The sequence below is a fragment of the Paenibacillus sp. PL91 genome, assembly GCF_012935325.2.
Lineage (GTDB): Bacteria > Bacillota > Bacilli > Paenibacillales > Paenibacillaceae > Pristimantibacillus.
The window spans coordinates 43,573-59,380 of the sequence record NZ_JABBYG020000002.1 but is presented as its reverse complement, the minus strand read 5'-3'; the positions used below and the strand labels follow the sequence as shown (position 1 = coordinate 59,380).

General features: G+C 43.9%; 17 protein-coding genes. 15 read left to right on the top strand and 2 right to left on the bottom strand.

Going from position 1 to position 15,808, the window contains the following annotated elements:
* Positions 1–97: 97 nt before the first annotated feature.
* From HI950_RS05545 to tatC, 6 genes are all read left to right on the top strand, one after another.
* Positions 98–688 (top strand): AAA family ATPase, encoded by a 591-nt coding sequence (locus HI950_RS05545; RefSeq protein ID WP_169082911.1) that lies wholly within the window; start codon positions 98–100, stop codon positions 686–688.
* A 29-nt stretch (positions 689–717) separates the two neighbouring features.
* A complete protein-coding gene (fabI, locus tag HI950_RS05540; protein ID WP_169082910.1) occupies positions 718–1,494 on the top strand; it encodes an enoyl-ACP reductase FabI in 777 nt (258 codons plus the stop codon).
* Between the two features lie 169 nt (positions 1,495–1,663).
* Positions 1,664–2,227 carry a hypothetical protein gene (locus HI950_RS05535; protein ID WP_169082909.1) on the top strand — a complete coding sequence of 188 codons (564 nt, stop codon included), beginning with the start codon at positions 1,664–1,666 and terminating at the stop codon, positions 2,225–2,227.
* A gap of 281 nt (positions 2,228–2,508) precedes the next feature.
* Positions 2,509–4,170 carry a PhoX family protein gene (locus tag HI950_RS05530; protein WP_169083467.1) on the top strand — a complete coding sequence of 554 codons (1,662 nt, stop codon included), beginning with the start codon at positions 2,509–2,511 and terminating at the stop codon, positions 4,168–4,170.
* Between the two features lie 74 nt (positions 4,171–4,244).
* A complete protein-coding gene (locus tag HI950_RS05525) occupies positions 4,245–4,460 on the top strand; it encodes a twin-arginine translocase TatA/TatE family subunit (protein WP_169082908.1) in 216 nt (71 codons plus the stop codon).
* 1 nt (position 4,461) lies between these two features.
* On the top strand, positions 4,462–5,196 hold the full coding sequence (gene tatC / locus HI950_RS05520) for a twin-arginine translocase subunit TatC (RefSeq protein WP_169083466.1): 735 nt from the start codon (positions 4,462–4,464) through the stop codon (positions 5,194–5,196).
* Between the two features lie 227 nt (positions 5,197–5,423).
* Here tatC and nagZ read toward each other — a convergent pair whose 3' ends face one another.
* Positions 5,424–6,689, bottom strand: coding sequence for a beta-N-acetylhexosaminidase (nagZ, locus tag HI950_RS05515; RefSeq protein ID WP_169082907.1), 1,266 nt, complete (start codon positions 6,687–6,689; stop codon positions 5,424–5,426).
* A 221-nt stretch (positions 6,690–6,910) separates the two neighbouring features.
* On the opposite strand from nagZ, the gene HI950_RS05510 reads away from it, so the two are divergent.
* Positions 6,911–8,107: an oxalate decarboxylase family bicupin gene (locus HI950_RS05510; RefSeq protein WP_169082906.1), complete on the top strand. Its 1,197-nt coding sequence runs from the start codon at positions 6,911–6,913 to the stop codon at positions 8,105–8,107.
* A 68-nt stretch (positions 8,108–8,175) separates the two neighbouring features.
* Here the strand turns inward: HI950_RS05510 and HI950_RS05505 are convergent, their stop codons facing one another.
* A complete protein-coding gene (locus HI950_RS05505) occupies positions 8,176–8,538 on the bottom strand; it encodes a winged helix-turn-helix transcriptional regulator (RefSeq protein WP_169082905.1) in 363 nt (120 codons plus the stop codon).
* 170 nt (positions 8,539–8,708) lie between these two features.
* On the opposite strand from HI950_RS05505, the gene HI950_RS05500 reads away from it, so the two are divergent.
* From HI950_RS05500 to HI950_RS05465, 8 genes are all read left to right on the top strand, one after another.
* Entirely contained in the window at positions 8,709–9,908 is a 1,200-nt protein-coding gene (locus HI950_RS05500) for an MFS transporter (protein WP_169082904.1), read from the top strand.
* Between the two features lie 18 nt (positions 9,909–9,926).
* On the top strand, positions 9,927–10,769 hold the full coding sequence (locus HI950_RS05495) for an aldo/keto reductase (protein WP_169082903.1): 843 nt from the start codon (positions 9,927–9,929) through the stop codon (positions 10,767–10,769).
* A gap of 250 nt (positions 10,770–11,019) precedes the next feature.
* On the top strand, positions 11,020–11,250 hold the full coding sequence (locus HI950_RS05490) for a hypothetical protein (protein WP_169082902.1): 231 nt from the start codon (positions 11,020–11,022) through the stop codon (positions 11,248–11,250).
* A 30-nt stretch (positions 11,251–11,280) separates the two neighbouring features.
* Positions 11,281–11,832 carry an NUDIX hydrolase gene (locus HI950_RS05485; RefSeq protein WP_169082901.1) on the top strand — a complete coding sequence of 184 codons (552 nt, stop codon included), beginning with the start codon at positions 11,281–11,283 and terminating at the stop codon, positions 11,830–11,832.
* Positions 11,833–11,875: 43 nt separating this feature from the next.
* Complete coding sequence (locus HI950_RS05480; RefSeq protein ID WP_169082900.1) at positions 11,876–12,553, top strand: HAD family hydrolase; 678 nt, start codon at positions 11,876–11,878, stop codon at positions 12,551–12,553.
* A 92-nt stretch (positions 12,554–12,645) separates the two neighbouring features.
* Positions 12,646–13,398, top strand: coding sequence for a phosphoribosylformimino-5-aminoimidazole carboxamide ribotide isomerase (gene hisA, locus HI950_RS05475; RefSeq protein ID WP_169083465.1), 753 nt, complete (start codon positions 12,646–12,648; stop codon positions 13,396–13,398).
* A gap of 158 nt (positions 13,399–13,556) precedes the next feature.
* Complete coding sequence (locus HI950_RS05470) at positions 13,557–15,362, top strand: SgrR family transcriptional regulator (protein WP_169082899.1); 1,806 nt, start codon at positions 13,557–13,559, stop codon at positions 15,360–15,362.
* A complete protein-coding gene (locus HI950_RS05465; protein ID WP_223285149.1) occupies positions 15,352–15,807 on the top strand; it encodes a YdeI/OmpD-associated family protein in 456 nt (151 codons plus the stop codon). Before HI950_RS05470 ends, HI950_RS05465 begins: the two co-directional genes overlap by 11 nt.
* Position 15,808: the final 1 nt, after the last annotated feature.

The following is a 15,808-nucleotide window of genomic DNA, read 5'->3' as shown; positions in this document are numbered from 1 at the left end:
ATGTCAATATTTTTGATTGATGAAATAGAAGTTGAATATGTTAAAGGTTATCGTTAGTATAGAACAGTGATATGAGTTTGGTATCGAGGTGACGGTCGTGATCATTTGGGTCAATGGCGCTTTTGGTGCAGGCAAGACGCAAACTGCGCATGAATTGCATAGAAGAACGGCAAATTCTTTCGTATATGATCCGGAGAATGCGGGTTATTTTATAAGGAAAAACGTTCCGGCTTCGGTTCAACGAGGTGATTTTCAAGATTATCCGATGTGGCGGGAGATTAACTATGCCATGCTCAAGCATCTCGATGAAACCTATGACGGCATAGTCATTGCGCCGATGACGATTGTAAATCCAACCTATTTTGATGAAATTGTCGGTCGTTTAAGGCGAGATGGCGTCGTTATTCATCACTTTGCCCTGTGTGCATCGGAAGAGACATTGAGAAATCGGCTTCGGGGCAGAGGCGAGCGAAAGCATTCATGGGCGGAGCAGCAGATCGAGAGATGTATGGCAGGATTATCGAATGAAGTGTTCCGGCATCATCTAGATACAGATCAATCGTCCGTGCCGCAAAATGCGGAGCGCATCGCATCGATGTCCAATATCAGTTTGTCACCGGATCATAGAGGGAAGCTAAAAAAAGCGTATGACCGCGTATTAACGCAGGTTAAACATATACGATTCTAAAGATGGATGAACCAACTAGGAGGAGCAGCATGTCTAACTTAATGCAAAACAAAGTAATCGTCGTAATGGGAGTAGCAAATGAGCGCAGCATCGCATGGGGCGTGGCCAAGTCACTGCATAACCAAGGAGCTAAGCTTATTTTCACTTACCGCAAGGAAAGATCTTTAGAGAAGCTGAAGAAGCTATTGGAGCAGCATCAAATAGAAGCGCTGCAGGCGGTATCCTGTGATGTACTGGATGATAGCAGTGTAATAGCAGCCTTTAACGAAATTGAGCAAAAAACTGGCGTCATTCACGGATTGGTCCATTCGGTTGCTTTTGCCGATAAGGATGAGTTGCAGGGTGAATATGTCGATACGACGAGAGAAGGGTATCTGCTGGCACAGAACTCAAGCTCCTATTCCTTGGTAGCAGTTGCGCGTGAAGCGAAGCGGCTGATGACGGAAGGCGGCAGCATCGTCACTCAAACGTATATTGGCGCTGAACGAGTTGTAAAAAACTATAATGTAATGGGTGTAGCGAAGGCTGCGCTGGAAGCAAGCGTGATGTATTTAGCCGAGGATTTGGGGAAATACGGTATTCGTGTCAATGCCGTTTCCGCTGGGCCGATTCGTACGCTCGCTGCTAAAGGCGTATCAGGCTTTAATGATATTATGTCTACGCTTGAGGAAAGAGCGCCGCTTCGCCGAAATATCGACCAGGATGAAGTGGGCGACGCGACGATGTTCCTTCTGAGCCAATTGTCTAGAGGGATTACGGGAGAAGTGCTGCATGTCGATGCCGGTTATCATATTTTGGGCATGTAAGCACAGCGCAATGAAACTATATCTAATCAAATGGACAGCGGATAATCGCTGTCTTTTTATTTTTTTGCAGAAAATTTGGGGGAGTCTTCTGTATTTCCAACAATATAGAAAGGGTGAGGATTGAAACTTTTGGAAAATTTATTCGTCTTTATAAACGGAGGTGAATAGGATGAAACAGGTTATTTTAGGAAGCATAGCTGCTGTTTTTTTAATATTACTATTAGGATGCCAGCCCGATACTACCCAATCAGATCAGCTAACAGGATCGGAAGATAGTAATGGATTTGTCGACCTGGAACCATCTGAATGGGTGAAATATATAAAACCTGTAACAGAGTATATGTATTATAGAACGCAGGCGGTAGTGAACAATGATATCAATATCCTATGGAATAAGTACCCCGGTTTAAAAGGGAATATGGACCTTAAACAAGGAATCAATGTGGAGAAAATGGAGGTTGAATCTTTAAATCAACATTTTGATCTGTTGGATGCCAACTATAACTTGGAAAGCAATGAACGAATTAAAGTGAAAACAATAAATGATATTCAGGGAATCGTTCTTGTGCATGGCAGTACGACTTATCTGAGAAATGATTTTGACCTATCTGGAGGGGAATATTTAATTGAATTACATATAGAGCAAATAGACAACCGTTGGAAGGTCATAAAGACAGACGAATACACGTTACCTGAATACAAAGATTGGTTGAAAGAAAAGGAAAACCATTAATGCCTTGCTTAGCGCAAAGATAAGCTAGCGTAAGCTTGATAAAATGAAACGAGGCTCGGATCTCGGAATGAAGTGCACCCCTTAAAATAGACATTGGAAAACCCACTGGTTATTCCGATGAAAAATAGGGGTTTTTTTTATGGGAACATACTTATTTAGAAAATCCTAAGTTTACAAAATCATCAAATAATGATGAAGCCCTCTTTACATTACTGCGATATGCTAGTCCACGAAGGCAACTAGGCAAATAATATTAAGGAGTGGACATTTTGAATAAGAATATGGATCGTAAAACGTTTCTTTCTTTTCTTGGAACAGGAGCAGCTGCTTTAGCTGCAGCATCGGCAGGGCTAGGCTCACTTGATGGTAAAGTTTCCGCAATGTCATCGACTGCTGACCATTTGTTTGGATTTAAAACGAATAAAGTCAGTGGGTATTTTGATCCTATTCAACCTTCGAAAGAAGACAACCTAATTATTCCTAAAAACTTTAAATATGATGTTGTCGCAGCGTTTGATGACGTGATTAATAAGGCTGGGGAAAAGTTCGGTCAAGGAGCCGACTATAACGCATATTTTCCTATTGAAGGATCTAATACGCGTGGATTACTAGTAACAAACCATGAATATACCAATATCTTCTCATTGGGTCCCATTGTTGACGGTAAAATGACAGCAGAACAGATTAAAAGAGATCTTTACTACCAGGGAATGTCTGTTATTGAAGTATTTCGGGACGAGAACGGCACTTGGAAAATGGACACATCTTCTAAATATGCACGTCGAATAAATGGATCAACTAAATTTGATCTTACAGGCCCAGCAAAAGGGTCCGCTGCACTTGGCAAAGCTACAACTGCAATCGGCACATTCGCAAATTGTTCAGGTGGTGTAACACTCTGGAACACTGTACTGTCATGTGAAGAGAACTATGCCGAAACTGCTGCTAATGCAAAACTTCCTGACACGCATTACGGCTGGGTAGTTGAAGTTGATCCTTTTGATCAGTCTTACCTTAAAAAACATACTGCCCTTGGTCGATTTAATCATGAGAATACTGCAATGGGTATTGCAGCTGACGGCCGCGTGGTTGTATACATGGGCGACGATAAGAAAGATGCTTGCGTTTATAAATTTGTAAGTAAAGGTAAATACGATAAGCTAAAAGGCCGCTCCAACTCCTCTTTGTTGGAAGAAGGAACGTTATATGTTGCGAACCTTAAATCGGGTAAATGGCTTCCGGTTACGATCGAAGAAGTAAAAAAAGTATTATCCAATGAAAAGTACAAAAATCCTTATGGCATTTCAGGAGCAAAAGATGATCTGCTTAAAAAGTTCCAATCACAAGGTGATGTCGTAACATACTGCCATGAAGCAGCGTTGCTGGTAGGAGGTACTCCGACGGACCGTCCGGAAGATATTGAAATTTCACCCTTTGATAATACGGTCTTTATCTGTCACACCAATAACGATATTCACGGTAATATCCATGGCCATATCACACGCATTTTCGAATATGGCAACGATTTAGGATCGCTCGAATTCGATTTTGAGATTTTTGCTGCCGGTGGTAGACAGTCAGGATTCAGCTCGCCAGATAACTTAGCATTCGATTCAAATGGAAATCTTTGGGTAGTGACAGACATTTCCTCAAGCAGCCATAATAAGGGCGTTTATAAATCTTTCATGAATAACGGACTATTTGTTATTCCGACGAGCGGTGCGGGCAAGGGTACCGCACTACAATTTGCGTCCGGCCCGATGGATTCCGAGATGACTGGCCCATTCTTTACGCCGGATGAACAGACACTTTTCCTTTCCGTACAGCATCCTGGCGAAAATACAACAGATCTAAGTAAACCAACTAGCACATGGCCGCATCGTCCAGGCGATAAAATAGCACGCTGCGGTGTCGTAGCGATTAGCGGATTTAAACTTGGCTAAGTAGTACTTATTTGTTACTATCAGCCACGGATTACCGCCGTGGCTGAATACTATCCTCTAGGAGATGACTGATTATGCCTTTCGGTAACATTGGAATTGGTGGTTTAGTATTGATTCTTATCATTGCCCTGATTATTTTCGGACCGTCTAAACTTCCGGAACTTGGTAGAGCCTTTGGGCGTACTTTAAGTGAATTTAAAGGCGCTACACGAGGTCTTGTAAATGGGGATGACGACGAGAAGAAGAAAGAACCTGAAATGGGACAGGAAAGCGTCCTTCCAAATAAGTAATATGAAAAATCAAAACGAACAAAATTTAATTGGACATTTGGAGGAAATGAGGGCTCGTATCATACGTACCCTCATCGCTTTTTTGGTATCCATGGTAGCGGCATTCATCTACGTACGTGATATTTATCAGTGGCTGGTAAGAGATATGGATCAAAAGCTGGTTGTACTTGGTCCATCTGATGTAATGTGGGTGTATTTCATGATTGCAGGGGTTGTTGCAATTGCGGTAACACTGCCGGTTGCCGCTTATCAAGCATGGAAATTTGTTCAACCCGCAGTGCCGGAAAAAGCTCAACGAGCTACTTTGCTTTTTATACCAAGCATCACATTTTTGTTTTTGATAGGAATATTTTTCGGTTATTTTATCTTATTCCCGATGGTTCTTCATTTTATGAATGCGATGGCTGCGAATGATTTTGCCACTATGTATACAGCAGAAAAATATTTTACTTTCATGATCCATATGACAGTTCCGTTTGGTCTTTTATTTGAAATGCCAGCGGTTGTTATGTTTCTCACCAAGCTTGGAATATTGAACCCAAACAGATTGGCAAAGGCGCGAAAACTAGCTTATTTTGTTCTTGTAATAATAGCGGTTACCATTACCCCACCGGATATACTGTCGGATATTATTGTGATTGTACCGCTATTCTTGCTTTATGAAATCAGTATTACGATTTCGAAAATTGTATACCGAAATCAGATCAAAATGCAAAATGATATTTTAGCAAGTTGATAGTGTTCGTAACAAAGAGCAGCCATCTGGGCTGTTCTTTGCGTTTATACTCAGAAAATAGCTCTATTGAGCACACAAACGAAGAACGAATCCAAATTCAATTGAAAAAGCTGACACCGATAGAGTATCGGTGCCAGCTTTGCATAGAGCTTTTTTTAACTGTGTACAATTTGGGGTCTTGACCAGAATGAGGTTTGGGCCTTTTTTCATAATTGGCAACGCCATTTTTATTTTCCCGCTTTAACAGCTGTTCCGATTAGATTGTTCACGGCCTTAACATCGATCTTATTAACGGCGGTATCGGAAAGCTGATATTTCGCTTTTAGCTTTAAAATACGGTAAACACTCTGATCGAGCATATCCCTCGTAATTTCGCCATCCCGCGCGCTTTGCTTCAACGCCTTGAGTACCGATACTTGAATCCCGTTATCATGCCCGATAAGAATGATATCGCTGCCGGCTTGAATCGATTTGACAGCAGCTTCGCCGACATTAAAATGATCGGTAATGCCACCCATGGTCATATCATCCGTGATGACGACGCCCTCGTAGCCCAAATCCTCTCGCAGCAGTTCTTTTATCATCTTCTTGGAAATGGATGCCGGATACTTCTCGTCGATTTTCGGGATCAATAAGTGAGCTACCATGATGGCATCTGCATCCTGTTCAATCGCCTGAACGAAGGGAAGCAGCTCAAAAGCCTCAAGCTGTTGCCTTGTTTTGTTCACGACAGGCAAATCAAGATGTGAGTCAACCGATGTATCGCCATGGCCCGGAAAATGCTTGACCACTGCGGCTATTTGCTTGGATTGTATAGCCTTCATCGTCTCCAGCCCGTGCTCTATGACGGTTTCGGAGTCTGCGCCAAAGGATCGGTTGCCGATAACCGGATTTTTTGGATTGCTGTTGATGTCGAGGACAGGTGCAAAATCCATATTAAAGCCAAGCGCAGACACTTCTTCACCCAGCGCTTCGCCTATTAGCTTCGTGTATGCGAGATCGTCTGCTCGTCCGACATCTGCTGCAGGAGGAAGCTTGGCAAACTCGGCAGGCATGCGGCTGACTTTGCCGCCCTCCTGATCAATACTAAGCCAAAGAGGAGCAGAATTTGCTTGATTGGCTGCCTTCAATTGATTGAGGAGCTTTAACGTTTGAGCTGCGCTCGTCATGTTATCTTTATATAAAATAAATCCGCCAACTCGATATTGCTCGATCATCTTTTTTGCATTTTTCTCCATAGATGTGCCATCTAAACCTACCAGCACCATTTGTCCAATTTTCTCATCTAGCGTCATGCTGGCTATTTGCTCTTTGATGGGATCAGTGGTTACCGTTGGTTCGGGAGTTGGTTCAGCTGTAGGCTGGGTGGTTGGCTGTATGCTCGGACTAATGATAGGAGTAGGTGAAGATGCTGGATTATTCGCTGCATTTGGCTTGCTGCAGCTGGCACAGATGATTAAAAGTGAAAGAATGACAACTATTTTTTTGGTCATTGCTTATTCCTCCCTCGTTGCAATATCCCCTTGAACGGGTGTTTGCATACCTTACAATTGTTTTTTATCCTGACGACTGACTTCTCCTAATAGTTGCAGATGCGATTGTAGGTTTCATTCTAAAGAGGGTGGAACAGCAGCATAACGCACATTTCTCAATCATAATCTGTATAGGTTAGGAAAGCTATTGTAACCTTAATTGATCTATGAGGAGGAGACTGATGGACCATTCGCCTCGGAGCCCATACAGCTACGGTCATGTCCCGCAGCCCATAAGAAAAAGTGATGGTGCTGGCGGCGTTGACCTAGGACCTCGAGATATAATGCGCGACAAAGAGAATCCGAATATGTTTGTTCCGCCTGTAACGGACTCAGGCTTGCTGCCTAATATGAAATTCTCCTTCTCAGATGCGCATATGCAGTTAAATCAGGGAGGATGGTCGCGCGAGATTACCGTCCGTGATTTACCCATTGCAACTACGCTAGCTGGCGTTAACATGAAATTGACGGCTGGCGGCGTTCGTGAGCTGCATTGGCATCAGCAGGCAGAGTGGGCATATATGCTGCTCGGCAAAGCACGTATTACTTCCGTCGACCAAGCGGGCCGCAATTTCATCGCAGACGTATGCGAGGGTGATCTTTGGTATTTTCCTGCGGGCATCCCCCATTCGATTCAGGGGCTGGAGGGCGGCTGTGAGTTTTTGCTCGTCTTTGATGACGGCAGCTTCTCTGATTTGAATACCTTATCGATTTCGGATTGGTTTGCGCATACGCCAAAGGAAGTGCTTTCTGCAAATTTTGGGGTACCGGAAAATGCTTTCAATGATATTCCGCCCGGTCAGGTTTATATTTTCCAAGATGAGGTACCCGGCTCATTGGAGAGCCAGCGGGTGCAATCCCCTTATGGAACGGTCCCGTTAAGCTTTACGCATCATTTGCTGGCGCAGCCTCCAATCAAAACGCCGGGCGGCAATGTAAGAATAGTGGACTCCTCCAACTTTCCGATTTCCAAAACGGTCGCTGCTGCTTTAGTTGAGATTGAGCCAGGTGGAATGAGGGAGCTTCACTGGCATCCCAATAACGATGAGTGGCAGTATTATCTTGCTGGCCAAGGCCGAATGACCGTATTTGCTGGGAATGGGGTTGCACGTACGTTTGATTATAGAGCAGGGGATGTTGGCTACGTTCCATTCGCTTTTGGGCACTATATTCAAAATACAGGCGATCAGTCGCTATGGTTTTTAGAGATGTTCAAGAGCGACCGGTTTGTCGATGTTTCTTTAAACCAATGGATGGCTTTGACGCCGCGCGAACTGGTTGCGGATAATTTGCATGTCGGTGGGGAGCTGCTGAACGCGCTGCGCAAGGAAAAATGGCCTGTTGTGCGATATCCTGGCTATACCTACTTGCCGGAATAAGAATGCCGGTTAACAAAAAGAAGAATTTCCGGATTGCCGTTCAGGCAATAAGGAAATTCTTCTTTTTGTTATTTATTGAGAATGCTTTCTTCGAGCATATCAAACTTGTTGCCATATACCTTTACGATATGATTTTCTCCCCACGAGCAAAGCGAGTCCAAAATGCTTTGCAAGCTCTGCCCATATTCGCTGAGCTGATATTCAACTTTTGGGGGAACCTGATTATAGACGATGCGATTAATGATTCCGTCATCCTCCAGCTCTCTAAGCTGCTGAGTGAGCATCTTTTGCGTAATATTCGGCATAAGCCGCTTAAGATCGCTCGTGCGCTTCGTTCCGTGAGTCAAATGACAGAGGATGACGCATTTCCATTTGCCTCCGATGACCTCAAGTGTCGCTTCCACGGAAATATTATATTTCTTCTTGCTCATGCTGCTCACTCCTATCTCAGGTTATAGGTACTTTTCAGTATCTATAGTACTTTTAAGTGCGTACTGGTCATTTCTCCTTGCATAAACGATAATAACATTCATCGGCCGATACAGCTACAACATTTAATTAAAATAAATATCCATACATGAAAGGACAGGAGAGAAGCATCATGACTATAGAGAGAAAAAGAAGCACGCTTGCTTTGCTGGCCTTAGCAGTCAGTGCATTCGCAATCGGAACAACAGAATTTATTAGCGTAGGGCTGCTGCCGCTTATTTCGCAGGATCTGCATATTTCGGTCACAACAGCAGGCTTAACCGTTACGCTATATGCGCTTGGGGTTACCTTTGGAGCGCCGATCCTGACTTCTTTAACGACGAAAATTCCGCGAAAAGCGTTGTTGCTTTGGATAATGGTCATTTTTATTATTGGGAACACGATTGCGGCTACAGCGTCATCGGTTGAGATTCTTCTTATCGCTAGAATCATTTCAGCGTTGTCGCATGGTGTATTTATGTCGATTGGCTCAACGATAGCAGCAGATGTCGTCCCGCCGAACCGACGTGCAAGTGCAATTGCCATCATGTTTACAGGTCTTACCGTTGCGACGATTACCGGCGTTCCGATAGGTACTTTTATTGGACAGCAGCTGGGCTGGAGAGCCGCATTTGTCGCTATCGTTATCGTTGGCATCATCGCATTTATTGCAAACAGCATGCTAGTGCCGTCTGATTTGCGCAAAGGAACACCAATCAAGATTTCAGAGCAGTTTAAGCTTTTTACGAACGGACGTTTATTGCTCATTTTTCTTATTACGGCATTAGGGTATGGGGGAACGTTTGCTGTCTTTACTTATTTAACCCCATTGCTTCAAGAAATAACCGGCTTTAAGGAGCAGCATGTCACGATTATTTTGCTCGTATACGGAATCGCCATTGCAATTGGCAATGTTATTGGCGGGAAGCTTGCTAATAAGAATCCGCTTAGGGCACTGTTCTTTATGTTTATCGTACAAGCTGTCGTGCTGTTCATTCTTAGCTTCACCGCACCTTTTAAAATAGCAGCATTGCTTACGATAATATTGATGGGATTGTTCCACTTCATGAATGTGGCGGGCCTACAGGTTTATGTCGTTACGCTTGCCGAACGATTTATGCCCGGCGGTGTGGATGTAGCTTCCGCACTTAATATAGCCGCATTTAATGCCGGCATTGCAATAGGCGCCTATTTAGGCGGAGTCGTTACAGATTCGATCGGACTTATCCACACCTCTTGGTTCGGAGGAATCATGGTTGTAGCAGCTGTCATCTTGACGGGCTGGAGCATGAGTTTAGAGCGCAAGGATTCGCAAAAAGCAGCTAATTCATAATAATTGGAGGAATAAATCATGATGAAACATTTACAATCAACAACAACTTTGCATAACGGAGTAGAAATGCCTTGGTTTGGTTTAGGGGTATTTAAAGTAGAGGAAGGCGACGAGCTGGAAAATGCGGTTGCGTCAGCTGTTAAGAATGGGTATCGCAGCATTGATACGGCCGCTATATATGGGAACGAAGCTGGCGTAGGCAAAGGCATTCAGCAAGGCTTGAAGCTGGCGTCATTAAACCGTAAGGACTTGTTTGTAACCTCGAAAGTATGGAATGCCGATTTAGGTTATGAGTCGACGCTTGCTGCCTATGAAGCCAGCTTATCGAAGCTTGGCTTAGAATATCTTGACTTATATTTAATCCACTGGCCAGTGGAAGGTAAGTTCAAGGAGGCTTGGCGTGCACTCGAGACCTTGTATAAGCAAGGAAAAGTCAAAGCGATCGGCGTAAGCAATTTTCAAATTCATCACCTTGAAGAGCTCATGAAGGATGCAGAAATCAAGCCTATGATCAATCAAGTGGAGTATCACCCGCGTTTGACACAGCTTGAATTACGGAGCTATTGCAAGGCAAACGGCATCCAGCTGGAAGCATGGTCACCGCTAATGCAAGGGCAGCTGCTCGATAATCCGCTTCTAATAGAAATTGCAGCAAGCTACAACAAATCCGTTGCACAGATCATATTAAGATGGGATTTGCAAAATGGCGTCATCACTATCCCGAAATCGACAAAGGAAGCAAGAATTATCGCCAATGCTGAAGTGTTCGATTTTGAACTGTCACAAGAGGATATGGACCGGATCAGCGGACTGAATGAAAATCTTCGTGTAGGTCCGGACCCTGACAATTTTGACTTTTAATTGAAGCAAATAGATAAGAGTAAGGCGTTAAGACAAAGAATTCAATTCTTTGTCTTTTTTGCTGTACGCTCGCTCCGAGAATTATTTTGCTCAGTCCAGTAGACGATATGGTAAAATATATCCAAGATGAGATGCTACAGCGGTTGGAGTGCATGGACGTGGAGCAAGAGGCTTATTTGACGAGAGCGCCGAAGAAACGGATTGCTGCTCTGAAAAATGTTTCGACACTTTGATTTGCGGAGGTCATGGAATGGACAAGGAACCAAACAACATTCATGAAACGCAGCCATCTGCGAATGATACGGGAAGAAGCGGTTCGTTTGATCCGCAATTTGAGGATGCTCAGCGAATCGAAGGCGGGGGGGCCCCGCAAAAAATCATTTGGAACACTTTGCCAAAGGGAATAAGAGTAATCGGATATGTCTTTGCAGCCGCCGTTGTAGCGATGCTCGTATTTGCGCTAAGTACAAATTTCTATTGAAATATGCAATCTAATTAGGAGAGCTATCGCATGCTGAAATATAATATTTGCTTCGTCAAACGAGGCGATGAGATTTTGTTGCTCAATCGGGAGAAGGCGAGCTGGATGGGCTGCTGGAATGGAATTGGCGGCAAGCTAGAGCCTATGGAAACTCCCCGAGAAGCGATGATAAGAGAGATCGAGGAAGAAACGGGAATTCAAGCCTGCGAGCTGCATTTCAAAGGCTTGGTGACATGGACAGGCGAGGACTTCGATTTTGGCGGCATGTATGCCTATATTGCGGAAGTGCCCGAGAGCTTTGAATATATTACGCCGATAAAAACGGATGAAGGCATATTAGATTGGAAAAAAATCGATTGGATTATGAATGACCATAATGTCGGCATCGTATCCAATATTCCGCGGACGCTTCCTATCATGCTCAATGATGCCAATTGCTATGATCATCATTGTGTATATGAGAATGGACAATTACAGAATCTGATCCAAAGCAGCATTACAAGCGAAATCGAGGCGAATGAAAAGGCAAGAGAGCAGTATCTGCAAAGCTATTATAATGCATCGAAATTATTGATTACTTAACGATCATACGACAATCGTTTGTGAGAAAGCGGGAATGCGCCACATGATAAAAGCACTTGTATTTGATTTTGACGGATTGATTATCGATACGGAGACGCCATCTTATTATTCTTTTCGGCAAGTCTATCAAGAGTATGGCGTAGAGCTGCCGATCGCTTTGTATGCCAAATGTGTAGGAACATCCTTGGACCATTTTAATCCTTATACTTATATTGCAGAATGCGTTACGGAAGCCATTGATCTGGAAATCTTCAAATCGAGGTTTAAAGCGATTTATGCGGAGCTATTGAAGGATGCAGTGATTCGTCCAGGCGTTCTCGCCTATTTGGAAGAAGCGAAGCGGCTGAACCTGAAGGTTGGCCTCGCTTCCAGCTCGCACATAGACTGGATTGAGCCTTATTTGATTAAGCATCAGCTCTCCGGTTATTTCAATAGCTATAGTACAGCAGACGAAGTGGCTAACGTGAAGCCAGACCCCGAGCTGTACTTGCTTGCCCTGCAAAAGCTTGGTGTAACGGCAAGCGAAGCCATCTCCTTTGAGGATTCATTAAATGGATTCCGGGCAGCAAGCGCTGCTGGTCTGCATACGGTAATCGTACCGAATGAGCTGACGAAGGATTATGCATTTGCAGATTACGATTTGATGATTCCTTCTATGGAGGATAGGAGTTTAGCCGATTTGATAGACGATATAGCCGGAAAATCACAATTGGCGAAATAGATTGGCTGCTTGAGTTGATTTATAGTTGCCTTTTAGGTTATTTTTCTTATAAAGACATTCGTTCATAGAACATACAGAATAGAGGAATTATGTTGAAGTTTAGACCTTGTATTGATCTGCATGATGGGAAAGTGAAACAAATTGTTGGTGAGACGCTTAATACTGAAATCATAGAAAATTTTGTATCCAAGCAAGATTCTGCCTACTATGCAGAGCTATTTAAGAAGGATGCATTAACCGGCGGCCATGTCATTATGCTTGGCGGCGGGAATGAAGCGGCGGCAGTTAGCGCTCTTGGGCAGTACCCCGGCGGCTTGCAAATTGGCGGAGGCATCACCTCGGACAATGCATCGTTTTATTTGGAGAAGGGCGCATCCCATATTATCGTTACGTCCTTTATTTTCAAAGACGGTCAACTGAATCAGGAGCATTTGGCGAAAATCGTGTCCGAAGTTGGCAAGGACCGCTTGGTAATTGATCTGAGCTGCAAGGAGAAGGACGGCAAATGGTTTGTCGTAACTAACCAATGGAAGCAGTTCAGCGACTTTGAAGTGAATCAACAAAATATTGCGTATTTGGAGCAATTTTGTGATGAGTTTCTCGTTCACGCCGTGGATGTTGAAGGCAAGCAGCGCGGCATTCAGCAAAGCCTCGTAAGTGCGCTCGCCGATTGGGTGACGATCCCGACTACTTATGCGGGTGGCGCGAGATCGATTGCGGATATGGATCAATTTAATGATCTGTCAAATGGCAAGCTGGATATTACGATTGGCAGTGCTTTGGATATTTTTGGCGGCAATTTATCTTATGATGAGGTTGTTGCTTACAGTAAGCAGCAAAAATAAATTTGAAATGACAGCGATAGAGAACTACTGACTGATCCCATTATAGTCGGTAGTTTTTTTATTTGACCGTGTTACAGCTGTAAATTATACTTTTGTAAAAAGAGGAAGAATATTCGGAGCCTATGTCAAAAGGGTTTCGTCTTTTAGGCGGTGTGTACATGGAAGTCGAAGATTATTATGGCATGCTTAGAAAAACCTTTCTTGATGTACCCGAAAAAGAAAGCTTCGCCTTGTCAATGGAACGAATATGCGATATCCTTTCCTGCACGCGCAGAAACGTGCAAATTCTTTTGACCAAGATGATTGAGAAGCAATATATCGAATGGCTGCCAGGCCGTGGACGCGGCAATCTCTCTCAAATCGTATTTCTTATTTCGTATCGTGAGATGATGTCTAGAAAAGCGAAAGGTTTAGTGGAGAAGGGCAAGATCAATGAAGCATGGAGCATGCTGGAGATGGATCAAGACCCAACATTAAAATCAGAAATTATGGGATGGCTAACCGAGCTGTTTGGCCTTAAGCGGGATACGGAGGAGAAGGATGTGCTGCGATTCCCATTCTATCGCCCCGTATTGCGTTTGGACCCAGCAACAGTATGCCGGCGCACGGAAACGCATTGGATCGAGCAGGTTTTTAATACGCTGATCAAATATTCGCCACAGGAGGGCGAATTTCGTCCGCAACTTGCTCATCATTGGGAGTGCGACGAGACGAAAACGAAATGGACGTTCTTTTTGCGAAAAGGGATTCGATTCCATCATGACAAAATAATGACCTCACGTGACGTTGCGTTCACTTTCCATAGGCTGCTCGCTAATTCTCTTTCCGAGTGGATGACGTCCATGATTCGTGAGGTCAGAGAAATGGGGAAGTACTGCATTTCGTTTGAATTAAAGGAGCCGAATGCGCTATTTCTACATTTCCTTTGCACGGAGCGTTACTCCATCGTACCTGAGATGACGAGTGAACCGAGCTCTGAAGAGAGGTTTGCAGCGCTGCCTATCGGTACAGGCCCATTTCAAATCATACAAAATAATGAATCTATGCTGGTTGCGCAGGCAAATGAGCATTATTTTGAAGGCTGTCCTCATTTGGACCGGATCGAGATGTGGGTTTGGCCTAATTATGTGGAAAATCCGCGCTTGACTCATTCTGATCAAGAGGAGCAGCTCGTCTATTTTGACGCTCAAATCAAGAGAGGCTTGAGCAATGCTTTAACGCAGCTAGAGCAAGGGAGCACCTTCCTGACTTTTAATGAGACAAAAAATAATATCATTCAGCAGATCAAGTTCCGCCAAGCGATTCATTACGGAATAAACCGGCAGCAAATGATCGATGATTTGGGAGGCATTAGACAGAAGCCTTCTGCAGGCTTTATTTTGGAAGAGAGGGATGAAATCTACTGCTCCTCATATGATCCAGCCCATGCCGCCCAATTGATGGAAGAGTCCGGGTATAATGGTGAAACCTTGACCTTGTACACGTACGAGATGCCAGCTAATGAACAAAGCGCCAAATGGCTTCAAAAAGCAAGCGGAAAAATCGGGATTTCCATCGAAGTGGTTGTGTTGCCGGTCGAAGAGCTTTATATCCCTGCTATCATTGCACAAGCGGATTTAATACTTAGCGGCGAGGTGCTTGGACAGCAGCCGGACCTTTCGCTCATTGAGATGTATATGTCAAGAAATAGCTACATTACAAATCACAGGAATCCAGCGGACAAAAGCTTTATTCGTAATCAAATTTCCATGTGCTTGAAGGATGAGAATCTGGCGATTAGAATGGGTTATTTGGCAAATATTCAGGCGCAGCTAAAACGCAATTTCAGTGTATTATTCCTTCACCATAGTCTGCAATTAGTCGGCCATCATCAAACCCTTCAAGGCATTTCACTCAATGCTTGGGGCAAAATCGATTATAAGGATGTATGGTTAAGAAAGGAGCAGCCCTTTGATGGTGTATAACTTTGAAGCAGAAATATTGAAGCATGACGGTATGGATGCCGCTTATATTACATTTCCGTATCAAGTAGAAGAGGAGTTTGGCGTTAAAGGACAAGTGAAGGTAAGAGCGATATTCGATGAAACCGTTGAATACAGAGGCTCTTTGGCGAAAATGGGGCTGGAATGCCATTGTCTCGGCTTGACTCAGAAAATAAGGAAGCAGCTGGGCAAGCAGGCTGGAGATGTTGTTCGCGTGAGTCTCCACGCTGATCTTGAGCCAAGAGAAATAGCTGTTCCTGAGGATTTGCAATTAGCGCTCGTGCAAAATAAGGTGGAAGCTAGATTTTTAGCGTTATCGTACACGAATCGGAAGCGGATCGTAACCGCGATTGAAGGCGCCAAAAAAGCTGAAACGAGAGCAAGCACACTGAAAGCCGCGATTGAGGAACTGAAATTACAGCCATAAG